The 22392-nt window shown below is 36.1% G+C and carries 23 protein-coding genes, 1 pseudogene and 1 other annotated feature; of the genes and pseudogenes, 21 read left to right on the top strand and 3 right to left on the bottom strand.

Translation table 11 applies throughout. From position 1 onward, the window contains the following. The 8 genes and pseudogenes from BUB96_RS10565 to rlmB all read left to right on the top strand — a co-directional run. Window positions 1-254 (top strand): annotated as a pseudogene (locus tag BUB96_RS10565) (hypothetical protein); the annotation flags it as partial. A 328-nt stretch (window positions 255-582) separates the two neighbouring features. Next, on the top strand, window positions 583-1116 hold the full coding sequence (locus BUB96_RS05605) for a dCTP deaminase/dUTPase family protein (protein WP_073297623.1): 534 nt from the start codon (window positions 583-585) through the stop codon (window positions 1114-1116). Window positions 1117-1248: 132 nt separating this feature from the next. Continuing rightward, window positions 1249-2616: a DNA repair protein RadA gene (gene radA, locus BUB96_RS05600; RefSeq protein ID WP_073297621.1), complete on the top strand. Its 1368-nt coding sequence runs from the start codon at window positions 1249-1251 to the stop codon at window positions 2614-2616. 49 nt (window positions 2617-2665) lie between these two features. Beyond that, window positions 2666-3769, top strand: a complete 1104-nt coding sequence (locus BUB96_RS05595; RefSeq protein ID WP_073297618.1) for a PIN/TRAM domain-containing protein — start codon at window positions 2666-2668, stop codon at window positions 3767-3769. A 44-nt stretch (window positions 3770-3813) separates the two neighbouring features. Then, entirely contained in the window at window positions 3814-5295 is a 1482-nt protein-coding gene (gltX, locus tag BUB96_RS05590) for a glutamate--tRNA ligase (protein ID WP_073297616.1), read from the top strand. A gap of 121 nt (window positions 5296-5416) precedes the next feature. After that, window positions 5417-6835 carry a cysteine--tRNA ligase gene (cysS, locus tag BUB96_RS05585; RefSeq protein WP_073297615.1) on the top strand — a complete coding sequence of 473 codons (1419 nt, stop codon included), beginning with the start codon at window positions 5417-5419 and terminating at the stop codon, window positions 6833-6835. Beyond that, window positions 6835-7242 (top strand): Mini-ribonuclease 3, encoded by a 408-nt coding sequence (locus tag BUB96_RS05580; protein ID WP_073297614.1) that lies wholly within the window; start codon window positions 6835-6837, stop codon window positions 7240-7242. The genes cysS and BUB96_RS05580 overlap by 1 nt, the downstream gene beginning before the upstream one ends. Further along, on the top strand, window positions 7242-8021 hold the full coding sequence (rlmB, locus tag BUB96_RS05575) for a 23S rRNA (guanosine(2251)-2'-O)-methyltransferase RlmB (RefSeq protein ID WP_234945801.1): 780 nt from the start codon (window positions 7242-7244) through the stop codon (window positions 8019-8021). Before BUB96_RS05580 ends, rlmB begins: the two co-directional genes overlap by 1 nt. Before the next feature lie 122 nt (window positions 8022-8143). Here rlmB and BUB96_RS05570 read toward each other — a convergent pair whose 3' ends face one another. Then, the gene (locus BUB96_RS05570) at window positions 8144-9121 is read right to left on the bottom strand and encodes a LacI family DNA-binding transcriptional regulator (RefSeq protein ID WP_073297613.1); all 978 of its coding nucleotides are present in this window, start codon (window positions 9119-9121) and stop codon (window positions 8144-8146) included. A gap of 359 nt (window positions 9122-9480) precedes the next feature. Between BUB96_RS05570 and BUB96_RS05565 the strand changes: the two genes are divergently transcribed. The 3 genes from BUB96_RS05565 to uvrC all read left to right on the top strand — a co-directional run bounded on the left by BUB96_RS05565 (window position 9481) and on the right by uvrC (window position 13164). After that, complete coding sequence (locus BUB96_RS05565; RefSeq protein WP_073297612.1) at window positions 9481-10620, top strand: 3D domain-containing protein; 1140 nt, start codon at window positions 9481-9483, stop codon at window positions 10618-10620. A gap of 254 nt (window positions 10621-10874) precedes the next feature. After that, a complete protein-coding gene (locus BUB96_RS05560; protein WP_073297611.1) occupies window positions 10875-11267 on the top strand; it encodes a hypothetical protein in 393 nt (130 codons plus the stop codon). Between the two features lie 106 nt (window positions 11268-11373). Next, window positions 11374-13164, top strand: a complete 1791-nt coding sequence (gene uvrC / locus BUB96_RS05555; RefSeq protein WP_073297610.1) for an excinuclease ABC subunit UvrC — start codon at window positions 11374-11376, stop codon at window positions 13162-13164. 92 nt (window positions 13165-13256) lie between these two features. On the opposite strand, the gene BUB96_RS05550 is transcribed toward uvrC, so the two are convergent. After that, complete coding sequence (locus tag BUB96_RS05550) at window positions 13257-13850, bottom strand: LURP-one-related/scramblase family protein (protein WP_073297609.1); 594 nt, start codon at window positions 13848-13850, stop codon at window positions 13257-13259. Between the two features lie 151 nt (window positions 13851-14001). Beyond that, the gene (locus tag BUB96_RS05545; RefSeq protein WP_073297608.1) at window positions 14002-14889 is read right to left on the bottom strand and encodes a Cof-type HAD-IIB family hydrolase; all 888 of its coding nucleotides are present in this window, start codon (window positions 14887-14889) and stop codon (window positions 14002-14004) included. Between the two features lie 127 nt (window positions 14890-15016). Here BUB96_RS05545 and BUB96_RS05540 point away from each other — a divergent pair, with 127 nt between their 5' ends. The 10 genes from BUB96_RS05540 (at window position 15017) to BUB96_RS05495 (ending at window position 22329) form a co-directional block, all read left to right on the top strand. Further along, window positions 15017-15706 (top strand): uracil-DNA glycosylase, encoded by a 690-nt coding sequence (locus tag BUB96_RS05540; protein ID WP_407639287.1) that lies wholly within the window; start codon window positions 15017-15019, stop codon window positions 15704-15706. Between the two features lie 82 nt (window positions 15707-15788). Continuing rightward, complete coding sequence (rpmG, locus tag BUB96_RS05535; protein WP_073297606.1) at window positions 15789-15941, top strand: 50S ribosomal protein L33; 153 nt, start codon at window positions 15789-15791, stop codon at window positions 15939-15941. Window positions 15942-15975: 34 nt separating this feature from the next. Beyond that, window positions 15976-16152, top strand: coding sequence for a preprotein translocase subunit SecE (secE, locus tag BUB96_RS05530; RefSeq protein ID WP_073297605.1), 177 nt, complete (start codon window positions 15976-15978; stop codon window positions 16150-16152). Window positions 16153-16335: 183 nt separating this feature from the next. Further along, on the top strand, window positions 16336-16914 hold the full coding sequence (nusG, locus tag BUB96_RS05525; RefSeq protein WP_234945800.1) for a transcription termination/antitermination protein NusG: 579 nt from the start codon (window positions 16336-16338) through the stop codon (window positions 16912-16914). Window positions 16915-17124: 210 nt separating this feature from the next. Then, the gene (rplK, locus tag BUB96_RS05520) at window positions 17125-17550 is read left to right on the top strand and encodes a 50S ribosomal protein L11 (RefSeq protein ID WP_073297604.1); all 426 of its coding nucleotides are present in this window, start codon (window positions 17125-17127) and stop codon (window positions 17548-17550) included. Between the two features lie 117 nt (window positions 17551-17667). After that, window positions 17668-18384 (top strand): 50S ribosomal protein L1, encoded by a 717-nt coding sequence (gene rplA / locus BUB96_RS05515; RefSeq protein WP_073297603.1) that lies wholly within the window; start codon window positions 17668-17670, stop codon window positions 18382-18384. Between the two features lie 52 nt (window positions 18385-18436). Continuing rightward, window positions 18437-18595, top strand: a sequence feature (ribosomal protein L10 leader region). Window positions 18596-18621: 26 nt separating this feature from the next. Next, entirely contained in the window at window positions 18622-19131 is a 510-nt protein-coding gene (gene rplJ / locus BUB96_RS05510; RefSeq protein ID WP_234945799.1) for a 50S ribosomal protein L10, read from the top strand. Window positions 19132-19223: 92 nt separating this feature from the next. Continuing rightward, window positions 19224-19592: a 50S ribosomal protein L7/L12 gene (rplL, locus tag BUB96_RS05505; RefSeq protein WP_073297601.1), complete on the top strand. Its 369-nt coding sequence runs from the start codon at window positions 19224-19226 to the stop codon at window positions 19590-19592. 350 nt (window positions 19593-19942) lie between these two features. Further along, the gene (locus BUB96_RS05500; RefSeq protein ID WP_073297600.1) at window positions 19943-21145 is read left to right on the top strand and encodes an FtsW/RodA/SpoVE family cell cycle protein; all 1203 of its coding nucleotides are present in this window, start codon (window positions 19943-19945) and stop codon (window positions 21143-21145) included. A gap of 38 nt (window positions 21146-21183) precedes the next feature. Next, window positions 21184-22329, top strand: a complete 1146-nt coding sequence (locus tag BUB96_RS05495) for an FtsW/RodA/SpoVE family cell cycle protein (RefSeq protein ID WP_084136887.1) — start codon at window positions 21184-21186, stop codon at window positions 22327-22329. The last annotated feature ends 63 nt before the right edge of the window (window positions 22330-22392 follow it).

The following is a 22392-nucleotide window of genomic DNA, read 5'->3' as shown; positions in this document are numbered from 1 at the left end:
CTTCGAGAGTAACTAGAGGGAATAAATATTTAAAAACAGCCCTAATTACGAGTGGTGGAATGGCCGGAAGGTCACGTGATCCAGCTTTTGGATCGTTATATCACAGAATATCTAACAGAGGAACCAAAATAAAAGCAGTTGTGGCATGTGGGCACAAGTTACTACGGATTATTTATAAGATTCTAGATGACAAAGTACCATATGACGAAAAAAGAGCACTAGGTCTGCGGCAACAGAAACTAGTACTCAATTAAGTAAATATTTTTAAAATTTTCATGATTTAATTATACCATGAGAGATGCTTTTTTGTCTCTTTTTAGCATTTTCTTTTCAAATAAAAGTCATTGAAACCAATGGAACTGAATTGTAAAAATAATTTTTTGCTATAAAATAAATAAAGTATCTGTTCATTTATTCGTAGAGTGTTCTCTATTAATGAGCAGATACTTTTTTGACTTATTATAATTTCTATAAAAATTCTATAGACTTTAACCCAAAAAACTTAATTTTAATGTAAGATAGTATCGGTGCTTAATTTATAGGAAAGTCCTATAAAAATTAATTCAAGTAAAGGTGATGTTCATGGAAAAAATTAGAGGATTTGAAATTGTGACGAAATACGTAGATAAAAACTTATCATTACCAAAGCGAGCGACAAAAGGTTCAGCAGGCTATGATATTGCAGCTGCTGAAGATACAGTCATTCCATCCATTTGGAATATCCTTTCCAAAAATGCTGGGGTAAAAGCAATGGAAAAAGAAGAAGTCGTTGAAGAAAACAAACATTATTTAAAATCTACGCTGGTCCCAACTGGAATCAAAGCGTATATGCCAGAAAATGAATATTTAATGCTTGTGAATCGCTCAAGTAACCCATTGAAACATAATTTATCTTTACCAAATGGTATTGGAATTATTGATTCTGACTATTACAATAATAATGGCAATGAAGGAGAAATTTTTGTCCAATTAATTAATTATGGTTTAGAAGATTACACCATTGAAAAAGGCGATCGAATTGCGCAAGGTATTTTCACGCCTTATTATACAGCGGATGGTGAAACGGGGAATTTAGGAAGTCGCATAGGTGGCTTTGGTTCATCTGGGAAAAATTAGTGAAAATTGCATGAAATATTTCAAAGAATAGTACGTAAAGCAACCGGAAAAGCTTAAAATATGCTATAATAAGTGATGCCGTTTATGTAAGGAATGTACATTGCATTAATTTTAAGGAAAGAAGGAAACGAGTTGGCAAAAAAGAAATCAACGGTATTTATGTGTCAAGAATGTGGGTATGAATCTGCAAAATATCTGGGGAAATGCCCTTCTTGTGGTAAATGGAATACATTTGTTGAAGAAAAGATCTCCCAAGAAGCAGATACTAGAAGCCGGGTTTCCTTATCAAAAGAAGTTTCTAAAGCACAAACAATAAAAGACGTTAAAGTTGAACAAACGGGACGAGTTCAAACAGGCTTAGATGAATTTAACCGTGTACTTGGTGGAGGCGTTGTGCCAGGTTCTTTAGTTTTGATTGGTGGAGATCCAGGAATTGGAAAGTCCACATTACTTTTACAGGTTTCAGCTGAGTTAAATCAAATTGGCGGCACCGTATTATATGTAACGGGTGAAGAAAGCCCCAGTCAAATTAAAATGCGTGCCCAACGGTTAACTATTTCTGAGACAGATTTTTACATTTATGGAGAGACAGACTTAAGCCTAATTGTAGAGACAATTGAAAAACTAAAACCAGACTATATCATTATTGATTCAATTCAGACCATGTATCATCCAAGAATCGATAGCGTCGCCGGAAGCGTGTCACAGGTTCGAGAATCAACTGCCTTTCTTATGCAGCTAGCCAAAACAAATAATGTAACCATCTTTATTGTGGGCCACGTGACCAAAGAAGGAAATATTGCAGGGCCTAGAATGTTAGAACATATGGTAGATACCGTCCTTTATTTCGAGGGCGAGCGACACCAATCTTATCGAATTTTACGAGCCGTTAAAAATAGATACGGATCAACCAACGAAATTGGTGTCTTTGAAATGCGAGATACTGGCTTGCGGGAAGTTCTGAATCCCTCAGAATTATTTTTAGAAGAACGTCTAGAAGGAGCATCCGGTTCTGCGGTGGTATCAGCGATGGAAGGAACACGTCCATTATTAGTTGAAGTCCAATCCCTCGTTACACCCACAGCCTTCGGAAACGCGAAGAGGACTGCAAGTGGTTTTGATTATAATCGTGTGTCATTAATTATGGCCGTACTCGAACAACGGGTAGGGTTATTGTTACAAAATTATGATGCCTATTTAAAAACAGCTGGTGGAGTTAAACTAAATGAACCAGCGATTGACTTGGCGATTGCAGTAAGTATTGCTTCCAGTTACCGAGAAACAGAAACAAACGTAACAGACTGTTTTGTGGGAGAAATCGGTTTAACCGGGGAAATCCGCCGTGTCTCAAATATTGAAACACGGATTAACGAAGCAGCTAAGTTAGGATTTAAACGGATCTTTATTCCGAAAAATAACTTAGAAGGCTGGACAGTCCCTAAAGGTATTGAAGTTATTGGTTGTTTAACATTACAAGATGTAATTAATCAAGCATTATAAAAAAGCAAGAAGAATCTTAGAAATTTATATTTTTGAAAGGAGGAATAAAATGTTTTCATTATCAAAATTAATAGGTTTAGCTATTGTGTTAGTATTTGGAAGTATTGGGTATAACTTTTTACCGGACTTATTCATTTATCTATTTCCACAAATTACCTGGACCCATACATCAATTTTTAGCATAATTGTTGGAATTTTAATTGGTTTTATAGCAAGCTTATTAATAAGTAAACCCATTGAAAAAGCAATTCATCAATTACAAGAGTATGTAAGCACACTGAATGCATCTTATATTTTATTCGGAACAGTAGGTGCTATTTTAGGTTTAGTGGTTGCTTGGCTGATTAACTTGTCCTTGTTTGCTTTCTCAACCCCAATAATTAGTGATGTTGTACCTATTATTTTAACGGTATTATTTGCTTATATTGGTTTTGAATTTATGTCATCTAGACGAGAAGAAATTCGTCGCTTATTCATGCCACGTAGTGAGGAGCAGGAAGACAATGAGGTACTCGATCGGAAAGAAGGCGAAAATTATCGAAAGTATAAAATCCTAGATACCAGCGTTATTATTGATGGTCGGATCTTAGATATTATTCGTTCAGGTTTCTTAGAAGGAGTCTTTGTTATTTCCTTCTATGTTTTAAAAGAATTGCAGCATATTGCCGATTCTTCTGATTCATTAAAAAGAGTTCGTGGTCGTCGAGGCTTAGATATTCTAAATGCTCTTCAAAAAGAAGACGGCGTAATTGTCAAAATGGATGAACATGAAATTCCAGAATCAGATGAAGTGGATATGAAACTTGTCCATTTAGCGAAGAAATTAGATGGTGTAGTCATCACCAATGATTATAATTTAAATAAAGTCGCTGAATTTCAAAATGTTCCGGTTTTAAACATTAATGAATTAGCGAATACTTTAAAACCCGTCGTCATTCCTGGAGAAACAATGCGTGTTTTGATTGTTAAAGAAGGAACAGAACGTTCACAAGGAGTGGCTTATTTAGACGATGGAACAATGGTTGTTGTTGAGGAAGGTAAGTTTCACCTTAATGAACAACATGACGTGATTGTCACCAGTTCGCTTCAAACGAACGCTGGAAGAATGATTTTTGCGAAATTACAAGATGAACCAAGAGCTATCGAAGATTAAGAGTGTTAATTGAATGATTTTAAACATTTGAAAGGGGAATACAAATGAACGACAACGTTCGTGTTCGTTATGCACCAAGTCCTACTGGCTTTTTGCATATAGGAAATGCTCGTACAGCATTATTTAATTATTTATTTGCTAAACATTATGGTGGAGATTTGATTATTCGGATAGAAGATACGGATCGTAAACGCCATGTGGAAGCAGGAGAACTTAGCCAATTAGAGAATCTAAAATGGTTAGGCATCGACTGGGATGAGGGTCCAGATGTTGGTGGGGATTTTGGTCCTTATCGTCAATCTGAACGCTTATCTTTATATGAACCACTAATTGAGCAATTATTAGAAGAGGATAAAGCCTATAAATGTTACTGTACTTCTGAAGAACTTGAAGCTGAACGTGAAGAACAGCGTGCACAAGGAATTATGCCTCATTATAGTGGAAAATGTGCGCATTTAACGGATGAAGAACGAGCCGAGAAAGAAGCACAAGGCTTAACACCAAGTGTACGAATTCGAGTTCCACAAGAAGAAACCTTTGAATTTGAAGATATGGTCAAAGGGGACATCTCTTTTGAAGCAAAATCAGTAGGTGGCGATTGGGTCATTCAAAAACGTGATGGTATGCCAACTTATAACTTTGCAGTTGTTGTAGATGATCATTATATGGAAATTTCCCATGTTTTACGTGGAGACGATCATATTTCAAATACACCAAAACAAATGATGGTTTATGAAGCCTTAGGTTGGGAACCACCAAAATTTGGTCATATGACATTGATTATTAATGCAGAAACAGGCAAGAAATTAAGTAAACGAGATACTGAAATTTTACAGTTTATCGAAGATTACCGAGAACTTGGCTACTTACCAGATGCTTTATTCAACTTTATTTCATTACTTGGTTGGTCACCAGTAGGGGAAGAAGAAATTTTCTCACCTGAAGAGTTGGTAGAAATATTTGATTATGAGCGTTTGGGAACTTCGCCTGCTGCCTTTGATGCTCATAAATTAGACTGGATTGCAAACCAATATCTAAAAGAATTAGATCTCGATGAGTTAATCAAGCAAGTCCTCCCACATTTACAAGCGGAAGGTTATGTGGCGGAAGATTTATCGGATGCCGAATATGAACATTATAAGAAGCTAACTTCTCTTTACCAAGATCAAATGAGCTACACCGCACAATTACCTGAAGTAGCTGGTTTATTCTTTGACCAAGCGATTGATTGGTCAGAAAGCGAAAGAGAAATTCTTGCGGGTGAAACGGTTCCGGAGGTTCTTACGGCCTTTAAAGCAGAAATTACTGCCTTGGACGAAGAAGCCTTTGAAGCTAGTGAAATAAGCAAAGCCATTAAAGCTGTTCAAAAAGAAACAGGCGTTAAAGGAAAGAACCTATTTATGCCAATCCGAGTAGCTACAACAGGACAAGAACATGGTCCACAACTTGGAGATGCTATCGAGTTATTAGGGAAAGAACAAGTGCTCAGCCACTTAGAAGAAGCTTTAAATCTTCTTCAAAACTAGAATGAAATAACCTTATAAACCTATTTTGAAAAGGAAAAAACCTTAATCAAAGTAGGTTTATATTTTATGGATCATTTGTTATATAATAGGAATGATTACTCAAAGAACAGGAGCTTAAAAAATGATACAAATCTATAACACATTATCGAGGAAAAAAGAGCCTTTTAAACCCATAGAAGAGGGAAAGATAAGAATGTATTTATGTGGACCGACCGTCTATAATTACATTCATATTGGGAATGCTCGAAGCGCCGTTTCTTTTGATACCATTCGTCGTTATTTTGAATATCGAGGGTATGAAGTGAATTATGTGTCGAATTTTACCGATGTTGACGACAAAATTATCCAAGCGGCTAAAGAGCTTAAAACCGATGCACCCGATGTGGCCAATCGGTTTATCCAAGCATTTTTTGCTGATACCGAGGCTTTATCGGTCAAAAAAGCGACCTGTCATCCGCGAGTAATGGACAATATACCAGAAATCATTGAATTTGTAGAAGCACTCATCGCCCATGGTTATGCTTATGAAGCTGATGGCGATGTCTATTACCATACGAAGAAGTTTAAAGATTATGGAAAACTTAGCGGGATTACTATTGACCAATTACAAGCAGGGGCAAGTAACCGTTTAGGTGAAGAGGATACGGATAAAAAAGAGGCACCTATTGATTTTGCCCTTTGGAAGCAAGCAAAACCAGGTGAGATTAGTTGGGATTCTCCTTGGGGCAAAGGACGTCCCGGTTGGCATATCGAATGCTCCGCCATGGCTCGCAAATATTTAGGTGAAACCATTGATATCCATGCTGGAGGGCAGGATTTAACTTTCCCTCATCATGAAAATGAAATTGCTCAAACAGAAGCTGTAACCGGGAAAACATTTGCCAACTATTGGATGCACAATGGCTTTGTGACGATGGGGAACGAAAAAATGAGTAAATCTCTAGGCAATGTGGAACTTGTTAAAGACTTAAGAGAAGAATATGATCCCGATGTTTTACGATTCTTCCTCGCTACTGCTCATTACCGCCGTCCATTGACCTATTCAAAAACAGCTTTAACGGATGCCAAAGTCAATATTACCCATATCAAAACAGCCATCGAAAATGCAACCCATCGCCTAGGTACTGCAGTTGATAGTTTGCCGGATGATGCTGTAAGAGAAAAACAATGGGAAGAAGGCATTCTTCGTTTTACGGAAGCAATGGATGATGATTTCCAAACACAAAATGGAATAACCATCATTTATGAAATGATCCGTGAATTAAATAAAATGTTGGAACAAGCTGAAGTCTCTAAGAAAATTCTTGAAAGAATGTTAAAAGATCTGACAGAACTACTTGCTATTTTTGGAATCGAGAATTTACAAACCGAAGAAGATTTACTAGACGAAGAAATCGAACGTTTAATTCAACAACGCGAAGAAGCTCGTGCCGCTAAAGATTTTGAACAAGCTGACCAAATACGAGACTTATTAAAAGATAAAGGAATTCTTCTAGAAGATACTCCTCAAGGAATTCGTTGGAAAAGAGAGCAAAATTAATGGATAAAAAAGAAGCCAAACTATTAAATGGCCTTGCGCTCGCATACATTGGGGATGCGGCTTATGAGCTGTCGATTCGCCAATACTTATTAGAGTCTGGTCAAACAAGACCTAATCAACTCCATCACCAGGCAACACGGTATGTTTCTGCGAAGGCACAAGCCAAAATTATTCGTTATTTTAAAGACGAGCAACTCTTAACCGAAGAAGAAGAAACTTATTACAAACGTGGACGAAATTCGAAAATTAATACAAAAGCTAAAAATACAGATATTCAGACTTATTTACAATCTACAGGTTTTGAAGCATTGATGGGCTATTTGTATTTGACGAAACAAGAAAAACGACGCAATGAATTGACCACACTTTGTATTCAATGGATTAATCAACAGGAAGGGTTTAATTAATGCCAAGAAAAAATGATAATCAGCAAATGCAAGACTTAAATGATGAAGAATTTGTGATTGGCCGTCATCCAGTCAAAGAAGCACTAATCGCCAATCGAAAAATCAATAAATTATTCGTACAAGACGGAAGCGAAGGACGTCCTATCGATGAAATTATCAATTTAGCCAATAAAAATAAAATCGTGATCAGTTATGTTCCTAAAAATAAACTCGATCAATTAAGCGACCATCAAAATCACCAAGGGGTTGTTTTGTCTACAAGTCCGATTGAATATGCCACAATTGATGAATTGTTTGAAATCGCAGAAGCTAAAGAAGAACGTCCCTTTTTCGTGATGCTAGATGGCTTGGAAGATCCGCATAATTTAGGATCCATTATCCGAACAGCCGATGTAACTGGCGTTCATGGTGTTATTATTCCTAACCGACGCTCAGCCAATCTCTCGTCAACCGTTTCAAAAGCTTCCGCTGGCGCCATCGAATATGTTAAAGTGGCCAGAGTAACCAACCTTTCTCAAACCATTCAAGAGCTAAAAGACCGAGGGATGTGGGTTTTTGGAACAGATATGCAAGGAACCGACTATCGACATTGGAATACCGATTCGCCAATATGCTTAGTCATTGGCAATGAAGGAAAAGGAATGTCTCGTTTGGTCAAAGAAAATGTGGACGAGCTAATTACCATTCCTATGACAGGCCACGTACAAAGTTTAAACGCGAGCGTAGCAGCTAGTGTATTAATGTTTGAAGTGTATCGAAATTGGAACCCAATTAAATAACATCTATAATCGATGTATAGTGTCAATGAATGAGTAAACAACTCATTCATTGACACTATTCTTCATTACATAAAATAGTTTTTATAAAAAAGCTTTAGCTATGGGGGCCCCATAACTAAAGCTTATTTGGTTGTGCCACGTTTGCTTAAGGTGAATTGAAGAGGCTTGAGTTCATAAGGCCCTGCTCCTAATTCATTTAATAATAGTCGACAAGCATTTCGTCCTTGTTCTTTTATGGAATAATCCATGGAAGTAAAATCCATTAAATCACTAATAATCAAATTATCAAAACCGACTACGGCAACTTCCTCAGGCATTTCTATGTCGTGTTTGCGAAAATGAGAGACAATAAAACTAGCGACTTGATCGGAATGAGTGATAATTGCATCGGGCTTAGTGGGCATTTCATCCAGAAGTTCAATCGCTTTGAGTGTTCCTTTCCTACTTGTAATGTCGAGGAAAGGATGGATATCATGAGGCTTTATTTTGTGTTCTTCACAAAAATCAAAATAAGCTTTAATCCGTCTTTTAGTATTAACCCCTGTACTTCTTCCTAAAATATTAATAAACGAACGAGCACCATTTTGCCACAAGTCTTCAAGAATTAACTTGTACCCTTCATAATGGTCAATAAAAACGGATTTAATATTTAAATCCACTCTTTCAATATTATGCAAAGTAACAATAGGACCAAATTTTGTATAAGGCTCAATAGCGGACCATTCATTTGTCCGATAAATTAAAAAAATACCATCCAACTCTTTTGATTTTAATCGATCTAAAGCGTTTATTTCACGTTGGGGATCATTGTAAGTGTTGAATAAGGTAGTTGTGTAATTTGCTTCATTCGCGAATTGCATAAACGGTTCAATACGAGCAAGGACCGGTTCTTCAAGAGAAGAGGTGAGAATCCCAAAATTTCGAGTGGCACCTCGTCGTAAATTTTGAGCATGGCGATTAGGTACATAGTTTAAATCGGCAATCGCCTTTTCAACTATCTTTCTAGTTTCTGTACTCACATAACCACTATCGTTAATCACACGGGAGACAGTAGCTGCTGAAACACCCGCATGTTTTGCAATATCATTAATGGTGGCCATTATAGAATCAATTCCTTTCTCCCCAAAATCCGATATTTATTCATTAAACCCATTATAACAAAAAAAGAGAAATCTACCTAAGCGGCTTTTTTTTAGAATCTTTTATGAAGGCTCTATATAGAAAACGTGAAAGAATATGAACAAATAAGTAAGATTTGTTTAATAAAAGAGGTTTAAGTTACAATTTATGTAAGAATGACTAGGTTTGTTACAAAAATTACGATTTTGATAAGGAAAAGTAATCCGATTGACATCTATCTCTTCTTTTTTCGATATAGAATACTTCAAGTAGATGGCACAGGCCGTCTAAGTAAGCATTTATAGAATAATTCAAATGAAGAAAGGATTCCTAAAAGCATATGAATAAATGGATTAAACGAATTGTGGCTTTTGCGTTTATTGCTACACAATTTCTAGTCATTCCACCCGTTTCAGCGAGCTCATTGGAAAACATTCAAAATCAGAAAAAAGAAGTAGAAACTGAAGTTACTCAATTACAAAAAGAGGTTAATAACAAATTAACAGAAACAAGCGAACTTTCAATTGCTCTCGAACAATTAAAAGAAGAAATTAAAGAACACGAAGCATCAATTGATCAAACAGAAGATGAAATTGCCCAACAAGAAATCGTCGTACAAGAACGATACGAATATACAGCTGATCAGTTAAAAGCTTTGCAAAAAAGTGAAGTTAATCAAAATATTATCTTGAGTTTATTACAAGCAGAAAGCCTAACAGACTTGGTTAATAAAGCCTATGCAGCAACCGTTTTAACTGGTGCAAGTGAAGAACAGTTAAATGAAGCTCAAGCAGAACAAGAAAAACTAGATGAATTAAAAGAAAACTTACTCGTTTATAAAGAAGAATTAAACTCAAAACAAGAACAAACAGTTGAACAACAAGCTACACTCGAAAATAAATTAGCAGACTTAAAAACTACTCTCGCAGCCAATCAAGATCAATTAGAAGAACTTGATGCAAAAGAGGCAGCCATCCATGCAGAAGAAGAACGCAAACGAGTAGCTGCAGAACAAAGAAAAGCAACCGAAGAGCAAAGAAAAGCGGCTGAACAAGAACAAACAAAAGTTGAAGTTGCATCCGCTCCAAAACAAGCAGAGCAAAAGAAATCAAATACAACGACAACATCAAGTTCACAAAAAAAACCTACTCCAAGTAACGAAAAAAATGAAAATCAAGAAAATAAAGACCAATCCGGGTCATGGATGAGCATCCAGTCAACAGGTTACTCTACGCAAGAACCAGGATTAAGCACACATACAGCTACAGGAATTGACTTACGAGTAAACCCACGAGTTATCGCTGTAGACCCAAGTGTTATTCCCTTAGGTAGTTTAGTAGAAATTCAAGGATTAGGCGTTTATGTAGCAGGCGACACAGGCGGAGCCATCAATGGAAGAATTATTGACATCCACTTTTCAACAGTCAGTCAAGCAATGAATTGGGGACGTCGCACGGTAAACGTTCGAATCATTAATTAATTCTTGCAACAAACAAAATAAAACAAAATAAAATAAAATAAAATACTCAAACTCGACAGCTAATCTGTCGAGTTTTTTTGCGAAGAACTTTCAACGATTCTCAAATGCGAAAAAGAAAGTACGTCTAGGTAAATCCTCCCTTTTTCAGAAATAGCAGAATTTTAAGTAGATCAAAGAAATCAAACCATAAATTTGATAAAATAGGAATAAAGTTGAAAAGAATATAAATATTACAAGAAACGAGGCGGATAAATATGGATTACGAAGACATTGAATACCTATTATTTACAGTTAAACAAAGTAAAAAATCTATCTATGATGTTGGAATTGATCTAAAAGAACGCGAATTCAGAATCGAAACAACTGACCTTTATGGGCATATACAAGGAACTCAAGCTGACGGAAAAATCAGACGTAGTAGCGTTAAAAAATTTCTCTCTTCGTTGAATGACCTCGATTTTCTTTCGTGGCCCCAACTTGAACAAGGGATTTTGCCGCTAGATCTTAAAAACGCAACCGTAATGTATAATATAGAAGGAAGCATGCAGTATACTACAGGAAACAATAAAAAAGATCTCGCGAAATTACACAAAACCATTGAACAGTTAGTGGGTACAACGTTTGGAACGTATGAATATTATGAATGATTATTTCAAAATAAAAGTAGATTGATTACACCGAAGTCATTTTATCGAAATTCTGTTCGGTTTTTGTTATAATAATGGATGGCAAAAAATAAAGGAGGTGGAACAATTGGCAAAAGAATTAGTTGAAAATAAATTAAAACTTTTACCGACTTTACCCGGTTGCTATATTATGAAAAATAGTGATAAAGAAATTATCTATATTGGTAAAGCCAAAAATTTAAAAAATCGAGTCCGTTCGTATTTTAGAGGAAAAAAAGAGGGGAAAACGGCCTTACTTGTCCAAGAAATTACGGACTTTGAGTATGTTGTTACGGATTCAAATAAGGAAGCTTTGCTATTAGAAGTGACCTTAATTCAAAAACATAAACCAAAATATAATATTTTACTTAAATTTGGAACGACTTATCCTTATTTAAAGATTACAAATGAACGCCATCCGCAACTTTTAATTACTTCAGAAGTTGAAAAAGATGGGGCAGATTATTTTGGGCCTTACCCAAATGTTGGAGCTGCTCAACAAACCCAGCAACTCCTTCAAAAAATCTATCCCTTAAGAAAATGTAACGGGCACCAAAAGCGGGCGTGCTTGCATTATCATATTGGACAATGTATCGGTCCGTGTGATCATGAAGTATCTGTAGAAGAATACAAGGCTCAAATTAAACGAATAAAATCTTTCTTAAATGGAAACGTTATGGAGATCAAGCGAGATCTGAAAGAAAAAATGAATACTGCTTCGCAAGAATTAAATTTTGAAGCAGCAGCTGAATTTAGAAATCAAATAAACTATATTGAGCAAACGGTAGAAAAACAATCCATTGTATTTAATGATTTTGTTTCTCGTGACTTCTTTAATTTCTATGTGGACCGTGGCTGGATTTCTATTCAAGTATTTTTCGTACGTCAAGCCTCTTTAACTAAACGAGAAGTGGCAATGTACCCGATAAAAAATGATGAAAATGAAGAACTATTGAAATATATTCTACAATATTATCAAAATAAAAATAACATTATTCCAAAAGTGGTTTACGTACCAGCAGGGATTGATCGTGATTTATTAGTGACGGAATTAAATACAACCATTCACACCCCTCAACGGGGAGAGAAAAAACATCTCCTTGATTTGGCAGGAAAAAATAGTCGCTTAGCATTAAAACAAAAGTTCCATCTCATTGAAATGGATCAGTTAAAAACAACGGGAGCTTCCGAGGAATTGGCAGAAGCTTTAGGCTTACCGTATGTCGAACGGATTGAAGCGTTTGACCATTCGAACATTCAAGGAACCAGCCCAGTATCCGCAATGGTTTCTTTTTATGAAGGGCGACCAGATAAAAATAATTATCGAAAATTCAATATTAAAACAGTCAAAGGAAGTAATGAGGCAGCAACGACACAAGAAGTCATTCGCCGACGTTATACCCGTTTACTTAAAGAAGGGGCAGAGCTTCCCGATTTAGTTTTAATGGATGGTGGAAAAATTCAGGTCAATGCCGCAAAAGATGTTTTAGAAAATGAACTAGGCCTAGACTTACCTGTTGCAGGTATGGTAAAAAACGAACGACACCAAACGGCTCAGCTTATTTTTGGGGAAGACTTAACCGAAATTCCGCTACATCCACGAAGTCAAGCTTTTTATTTGGTTCAACGTATTCAAGAAGAAGTGCACCGATTTGCGATTCAATTTCATCGAAATGTTCGGAGTAAAAACAGTTTTTCTTCCATGCTAGATGAGATTGAAGGAGTCGGTCCAAAAACACGAACCAAAGTGTTACGCCACTTCAAGTCCTTAAAGCGCCTAAAGGAAGCAGATCTCAAAGAAATTACAGACTTAGGGATCAACCAAAAAACAGCTCAAAACATTCAAGAGGCCCTATCAACGTATAGCATAAAAAAATAAGTAAACAGAACTTTACAATTTAAGACACTAAAAAAGAGAGTACAGCAATCAAAAATCAAAAGCTGTACTCTCTCTATTTTTAGATCATTTACTTACTTCATTTTTATCCTCGGTTGTTTTTCTTGCGGGTAAAGTATCGAGCAATGTATATTATTCAAAAACCCTAAGTTATAAGCATCATCTGTTGGACAATCTGCTTGTTCTTCTTCATTTTTCTTACGGGCATAATGATCCAATAATACAGTAATCAAGGAACACAATTGAATATCTTCGTCCTGTTCAACAACAAGTTCAAAATAATCACTACTGTTCTTTTGAATTTTCTCACATTCCATAATTAAGTCATTATTCTTATAAGCTGTAAAATAAAGCTCTTCAAAATCACCAGTAATGACCCAACGATGAGGATGTAAAGTGAAATACGAATCACGGATGCCAAATAAGCCAGGATGTTTTCGAATAACGCCCACGTTTTCGTCTTGTGCGGTTATTTCAAAAATAGGGAGAGGTGAAAGTTTTACTTGCTTTGCTTGCAAACACTCCGTCCCTTGAATCGTTTGTAAAGAGACTATATCATCCTTACGTCCCCATCGGCCTTCAATGAGGTATAAAATCTGGCCACGAGTATCTCGAACAGTCAATCGTTGATTATTTCGCTGATTTTCTTTTATAAATAACTGTCTCATTTAAAGATCCTCCTATAGGTAAAGCCATTATACCATTAGAAACGTTAGATTTACAGAAAAAGAATGGAATAGGGTTTAAAACGCAAGAGTGAATGCTTCACTATTTAGAGTCATTTTGACGAGAAGTTAAACTTAAATTGCTTCTATTTCTTTAAAAACGTAAGCTTTTCCCGGCAAGAACCCGTTCAATAATTTGAGCAACTGCATAATCTGCATGGCTTGGTGCAATATAAGCAGCAGCATCTTTCGCAGAGGTATGAGCATTTGCGACAGCATAGCTGTGAGTAGCCCATTCGAGCATTGTTAAATCATTGATATTATCGCCAATCGTAATGACTTCATCAGCGGTATACCCTCTTTCTTGTGCTAATTCCGCGACAGCTTGTCCTTTGTTAGCTTCCACATGGTTCACTTCTAAACTAAAAGTGCTAGCGGAAGTAACAATTAAATCAGGAAGTTCTTTTTCAATCGTTGTTTGAATTTCATTGAGCAGTGGAAGATTATCGTGAGCATGAGCTAAGGTTTTAAGCACTTGAATATTTGGATCTTGATATAAAAAGCTAAAATCACTCACTGTATTCAAGTTGAAATCGTCCATGCGCTTAGTTGCATATTCAAGAGCCTCTTCATCCGTCATATCTTTATTGATATTTTTAAAAACCGATTTAAACGACGTTAAATAATCATTCAGTGTTCGCTTGGAATAAGATCCTTTTTGGGTAAGGAATTCATTATTTACTTCATAATATTCTAAAATATGAATGAGTTTTTGAACATCCTTTTTTTCCATGTCTCGTGTGTAATGAAGTTTTTCATTTTCATCAAAATACCGAGCCCCATTTAATTCAATGAAAGGACAGGAAATTCCTCTTTCTTTGATTAAAGAATATCCGGAATCTACTGTACGACCCGTAGCTACCGCAAATTCAATCCCTGCATCTTGTGCGCGTAAAATAGCCTCGGTCACTCGGTCAGTAACTTCAACCTTTTCATTTAAAAGCGTACCATCCATATCTGATACAATTAATTTAATAGACAAATTATTCTTCCTTCCTATTTTTCTCTTCCCTATTCTACCAAATGATTGAAACAATTACAGCAAATCTAACGTTTTGTTTTTGAAAGCGAAAAAAATGCGATAAGATAGAAACAAATCTTGAAAGTGAGTGATTATTTTGTCGATATCGATTCATAACCATTGGGAACCGATTATAAAGAAAGCTGCCCAAACACCCACGTATCAGAATTTACGAAAGTTTTTAAAAAAAGAATATTCAAACTATACGATTTTTCCAGAAAAAGATAATATTTGGACCGCTTTTCAATGGACAGACTATGAAGATGTAAAAGTCGTTATTTTAGGCCAAGATCCTTATCATGGCGAAGGGCAAGCACATGGATTGAGTTTTTCTGTTCAACCACAAGTGAAAATTCCCCCTTCGTTAAAAAATATCTATAAAGAGTTGGAGGATGATTTAGGTATTCCCCCTGTTTCTCACGGATATTTAAAATCATGGGCCGAGCAAGGCGTCTTTCTACTGAATGCAGTCCTGACCGTACGTGAAGGTCAAGCCAATTCACATCGAGGAAAAGGGTGGGAAGAATTAACTGATTTTGCGATTGCTTCGCTCAATGAAAGAAAAGAACCGATTGTATTCATTTTGTGGGGCGCTTCCGCTAGAAAAAAACAAGCCTTAATCGATACAACAAAGCATTATATTTTAACGTCCCCTCATCCTAGTCCGCTATCAGCGTACCGTGGATTTTTTGGGTCAAAACCCTTTTCAAAAGCAAATGAGCTATTAATCGCTTCAGGACAAGAACCGATCGATTGGCAATTGCCAGAAAAAGTATAAAAAGATGGAAACAAATTTGACAGAATGCTTGATTTGATGGTAAAGTACTATAGAAAAAATCAAATAGAAATGAGGGCCATAAATGAAACGAAATAAGAGCGCATTGGCTTGTACAGTTTGTGGATCTCGAAATTATTCGCTAGATATGGGAACGAAAACACGAACTGAACGGTTAGAAGTTAAAAAGTTCTGTAAATACTGTGGTAAACACACCTTGCATAAAGAAACAAAATAATTGTTAAAGGACCGAAAGGAGTCGGGCAGCTAAAATGAGTAAAGTTAGCAACTTTTTTAGTGAAGTAAAACATGAAATGGTTGAAACAAAATGGCCAACTGCAAAAGAAATGCGCAAGAATACAGCATCCGTTTTTACAGTCGTTATTTTATTTGCAATCTTTTTCTATATAACAGAGTTTGCAATTACATGGTTACTTGCATTAATTTAATACGTAAAAACCTAGCATGAGCTTTGAAATCATGCTATAATCATTAACAGATGTGAAGCCTTCTAGACAATAAATGTCATGGGAGGTTTTTTTGATTACATTTAATTCCAGTGATTTGTTGAATAGTTAAAAAATCGTTGTGAAGGATAAAAATAAAAACAAAAAATATATAGGGGTGAAGTAATGAGCAGTTCATTTGATCGAATGAGTGAAGAGAAGGCTTGGTATGTTTTGCATACGTACTCTGGCTATGAGAAAAAGATCCAACAAAATCTTTCTTCACGAATGAAAAGTATGGGAATGGAAGATAATATTTTTGAAGTACTCGTTCCCGAGCAAGAAGTTTATGAAGAAAAAAATGGTGAAGTGTCTTCTACTATGAAGAAAACCTTTCCCGGCTATGTTTTAGTACAGATGGTAATGTCAGACGAAGCTTGGTATGTGGTGCGAAATACACCTGGTGTTACAGGATTTGTAGGCTCTCATGGGGCTGGAAGTAAACCATCACCATTATTACCAGAAGAAGTAGACAGTGTTTTCCGTAGCATGGGCATGAATCCTCGTAAAGTAGAAATTCAATTAAGCCTTGGTGAACATGTTGAAATTATCAATGGAGCTTTTGCTGGTATGGAAGGTGTCGTTGAGAGCTTTGACGAAGATAAAGGAAAAGTTACGGTTTCTGTCGAGATGTTTGGACGAGAAACAGATACTGAATTAGATTATTCAGAAGTTAAACAAATTGAAGAAGGTTTTAGTTTATAATCGAAGAATATTTAAAAGCCAAAAAAGGTGAAAAACCTTATGTTAAGAGGAATAAAAATAAAAAACAGGCTTGCATTTTGATATAAAAAATGATAATATACTTCGGTACATCTGTTGGATAATGTATCTAGCGGATGGAGTTATGCGTGGGAGGGGAAAATACTTAACCCCATTTTAACCACACACGGACAAAACAAGGAGGTATGTCTCGTGGCAAAAAAAGTTATTGACGTTGTAAAATTACAGATTCCTGCGGGAGCAGCATCACCAGCTCCACCAGTTGGTCCAGCTTTAGGACAAGCCGGAATTAACATTTCAGGTTTTACTAAAGAGTTTAATGCTCGTACGCAAGACCAACAAGGAACAATTATCCCTGTTGTTATTACTGTTTATGAGGACCGCTCATTTACATTTGTAACAAAAACTCCACCAGCTTCTGTCTTATTAAAAGATGCAGCCGGTATTAATTTAGGTTCAGGTGAACCAAACACGAAAAAAGTGGGTACTGTTACATCTGATCAAGTGAGAGAAATCGCAGAAACTAAATTAGAAGATTTAAACGCAGCAGACGTAGAAGCTGCTATGCGTGTAGTTGAAGGTACTGCTCGAAGCATGGGAATCACAGTAGAAGGGTAATTTCGAAAACATATTCGAATACTGATGAGATGTCTCGTGCTCATTACATAAAATATCTTATTTTATGTGATTAAGTGGGAGGTCAATCCGTTAATACCACATAAGGAGGATTTAATCGTGGCAAACAAAAAGAGAAGTAGAAAATATTTAGCTGCTTTAGAGCAAGTAGACCGCGAAATGGAATACAACGCTCGAGAAGCAATTAATCTAGTAAAAGAAATTGATTATGCAAATTTTGATGCAAGTATTGAAATCTCATACCGTTTAGGTGTAGATCCAAAACATGCAGACCAACAATTACGTGGTGCTTTAGTTCTACCTAATGGTACAGGAAACACCGAAACTGTTGTTGTATTTGCAAAAGGAGAAGCCGCTGAAGCTGCAAAAGAAGCTGGCGCAGACTACGTTGGAGATTCCGATCTAGTAGAGCGTATCGAAGGTGGCTGGATGGACTTTGACGTCGTTGTTGCATCCCCAGATATGATGGCTGAAGTTGGTAAATTAGGACGAGTATTAGGCCCACAAGGTTTAATGCCTAACCCTAAAACAGGTACAGTTACACCTGATGTAGCAAAAGCTGTTACTGATATTAAAGCTGGTCAAGTTGCTTACCGTGTGGATCGCCAATCAAACTTACACGTTTTAATTGGTAAAGTTTCATTTAGTGAAGACGAGTTATTAGAAAACTTAAAAGCAATCCATGAAGAAATTATCGAAGCACGCCCAGCAAGCGTTCCAGGTGGAAGCTATGTTAAAGCTTTAACTGTAGCAAGTACATTTGGTCCTGGTGTCAAAATTGACGCTCGTACAATCCTTGCACAAGAAGAAGCATAAAAAGCTTGCATAATAAAAAAGTTCTTGTTATGATATACAAGTTCTTATATGAATTGAATACCTAACATTACCGAAGACAGTGTGTGGCGTAAGCCTTAATATCATGCCGAGGAAGATGTAATTTTGATAAGTTTAATGATTTAAACGATATTATCATGCATTTAACACTCCCTTATGTCATCGGTGACTAAGGGAGTTTTTTATTACAAAATTGACAAGCTTATGGAGGTGACGTTAGTGAGTCGTGAACAAGTTTTACAAGAAAAGCAACAAATTGTAGAAGAATTAGTAGAAAAATTTCAAAATTCAGCAGCATTCGTTGTTGTTAACTATCGTGGTTTAACAGTAGCAGAAGTAACTGATTTACGTAAACAATTACGTGATGCAGGCGTAGAAATGCGTGTTGTTAAAAACACAATGCTACGTAAAGCAGCAGAATTAGCTGAAATTGAAGGCTTAGATGAAGTATTTGTTGGACCAACAGCTATCGCATTTAGTGAAGAAGAAGTTGTTGCACCAGCTAAAATCATGGTTGAATTTGCACAGGAAGCAGAAGCACTTGTAGTAAAAGGTGGATACATGGAAGGCGAAGTCGTTCCTGTTGAAACAATTGAAGCAGTTGCAAAACTTCCAGACCGCGAAGGATTACTATCAATGCTATTATCTGTACTTCAAGCACCAATTCGAAATACAGCATTGGCATTCAAAGCAGTTGCAGAGAAAAAAGAAGAAGAAGACGCAGCTTAATTTATGGGTTGAGTTTTCACTTTCAAATATCAACATATAAACAAGAAAATAGACAACTAGAAATTTAAATTAAAAAATGGAGGAATTTTAAAATGGCTTTAGATGTACAACAAATTATCGCTGATTTAAAAGAATCTACAGTTCTTGAAATCAACGAATTAGTAGAAGCAATTGAAGAAGAATTTGGAGTAGAAGCAGCAGCACCAGTAGCAGTAGCAGGTGCAGGCGCAGGTGCAGCAGAAGAAGAACAAACAGAATTTAACGTTGAATTAACTGACGCAGGTTCAGCTAAAATCCAAGTAATTAAAGCAGTTCGTGAAATTACAGGATTAGGCTTGAAAGATGCTAAAGGTTTAGTAGACGAAGCTCCAAGCGTAATTAAAGAAGGCGTCGACAAAGACGAAGCTGAAGAAATTAAAGGAAAAATTGAAGAAGCTGGAGGATCAGTTGAACTTAAATAAGTTTAACGATCAATCATGCTCAAGACAAAGCCTCGAACGATTCATATCGTTTGAGGCTTTTCTAATTTTTAGGGTAGTGGATTAAAAAAATCCATTCTTAGAACACGAAAATTGAAAAGTTGTACCACAAGAGTGTTCTCACATCATATTATTTAAAATAATGTCACGCTAGGAGTCCTCCTACCAAGTAAATTCATTTTATTCTGGAGAATCTGCATGAAAACTTTGGAAATTTAATGAAATAAATTCTTAAATAAAACATGATAACCCGCAACTTTATGCTATAATATCACATGTCACAAAATAATCAGGATTGAAAATAATCAGGTTACTACTAGGAGGGAAAATGAATGGAGAGTAACAATAAAAATGGCTCGCGAATTGATTATGGTATTATCCTTTGTATTCTATTGCTTGCAATTATTGGTCTGGTTTCTTTATATTCCACGACCGTTTTGATGCAGGATGGATCTATGCGCATGACAATTCTACAATTTATTTGGTATATAATTGGGATAAGTACTGCAGCAGTCATTATGTTATTTGACTCCGAACAATTATGGAAAATTACAGACTACTTATATTGGGCGGGGATCATCGCTTTAGTAGCTACACTCTTTTTATATGATAGAAGCTTAGCAGTTTCGACTGGAGCAAAAAGTTGGATTAAAATTCCAGTGATCCATTTTACTCTTCAGCCCTCAGAATTTGTAAAGATTCCATATATTCTCATGTTAGCGAAGGGGGTAACCCTGCACAATTCAAAAAATATAGCTCGAACCGTGCAATCCGACTTTCTGCTTCTTGGGAAGTTGCTACTCTATTCAGTCTTACCGTTTGTCTTACTAATGGCTCAAAATGACTTAGGGACAACGCTGGTATATGCAGCCATTTTAGCGGGAATAATATTATTATCTGGTTTTCAGTGGAAAATACTCTTGCCAATTGTTATTATTGTTTCATCTCTAGGGATTGGGATTTTAGTATTGGCCGTCTATAATCCTGATTTTTTAATTGAAACTTTAGGAGTAGGTCAGTATCAAATTTTAAGAATTCATACGTGGCTAGACCCTTACCAAGATACAACGGCTTCTTCTTACCAAGTAACTCAAGCGTTTAAAGCGATTGGCTCAGGAGGGGTTTTTGGAAAAGGTTTAGGAGTTTCTGAAGTGTATGTGCCAGTGCGAGAATCCGATATGATCTTTACTACGATTACTGAAAACTTTGGATTTATAGGCGGTTCTTTTTTAATCTTTATTTATTTTGTCTTAGTCTATAATATGATTAAAATTGTTTATGATACGAAAAATGAATTTTATGCCTATATTGCTACGGGTGTTATTATGATGATTGTGTTTCATGTCTTAGAAAATGTAGGCATGAATATTGGTTTGCTCCCAGTAACTGGAATCCCATTACCTTTTGTTTCTCAAGGGGGTTCTGCCTTGCTGGGAAACATGATGGGAGTAGGATTACTTATGTCAATGCGTTTCCATCATCGTTCTTACATCTTTTCAGGTGAGGGTGAAGAGTTTCATTCAGGAGTTAAGTAATTTTTTAAAGGGATATTGTTTCTAGGAAGGGGATGGATATGTTAAAAGAACGTTTAAAGTTGTTAGATAAATGGATTGTATTTCCTTTTATCGTATTGATTTTATTTAGTGTGATTGCTGTGTATTCGGCGAGTAATTACAGTGCAATGGAAGAATTCGGGAACTCTAATTATTATCTTATTCGCCAATCAATTATCGTTTGTATAAGTCTGGTCATTGCCTTTTTTGTTTATATTTTTCCTTTTCGAGTTTTGAAAAAGAAAAAAGCGATTCTGTTTGGAACAGTAGGTATTTTTTCACTTTTGACGGTTGTTCTTTTTCTACCAGCACGTTTAGGTGCAAGACGGTGGATTCCGCTGCCTGTTTTTAATCTCCAACCGGCTGAATTCGCAAAAATTTTTGTAATTTGGTATTTAGCGTATATTTTTTCTAGAAATCAAAAAGAATTAGAGTCTGCATTCTTACAAACAATAATAAAGCCTAGTATTTTAGTGGGGGCCATCTTCTTTTTAATTTTATTGCAGCCAGATACAGGAACGGCCATTATTATCGGTTTGATGACTGTTTTTATGTTATCAGCTAGTGGCGCTTCTTTAAAATATGGCTTATCATTTATTTTATTTGGTGTAACGCTTGTTGGTGGCCTGACATTCATTATTTATAAGTTTGGAGATAGTATTCCTATTTTAGGTTATCGGTATGACCGCTTTTTAGGTTTATGGGATCCTTTTGGTTATTATGAATCGTACGGGAATCAACTCGTCAATTCGTATTATGCGTTAAGTCGTGGGGGGATGTTTGGAGTAGGTATCGGAAATAGCGTTCAAAAAACCGGCTACCTACCTTTTCCTTATACCGACTTTATTATGGCAATTATTGGAGAGGAACTAGGTTTAGCGGGGGTGACCGCTATTTTAGTAGCTTTAGGTATGATTATTGGTCGAGCTTTCTATTTAGGCAGTCATTCGAAAGATAGCTTTAATAGCTTGATTTATATTGGGGTAGGGAGTATGTTACTCACTCAAACCTTAATCAATTTAGCGGGGCTGACAGGTTTAATTCCCATTACCGGAGTGACTTTTCCTTTGTTAAGTTACGGAGGATCTAGTTTAATGGTCGTTTCGATATCGATTGCTTTAATCGCTAATGCTTCAACACAAGATCGGTTAAATGAAAGAAAATGAAAAGAAAGTTAAAATATCGCTTGTGTTTCTGAGATTAAATTGATACTATAGTCAAGGCAAAAA

The organism is Atopostipes suicloacalis DSM 15692 (genome assembly GCF_900129085.1).
Classification (GTDB): domain Bacteria; phylum Bacillota; class Bacilli; order Lactobacillales; family Carnobacteriaceae_A; genus Atopostipes; species Atopostipes suicloacalis.
Note: the sequence above shows the minus strand (reverse complement) of the source record. Positions and strands in the feature narration are given on the sequence as shown.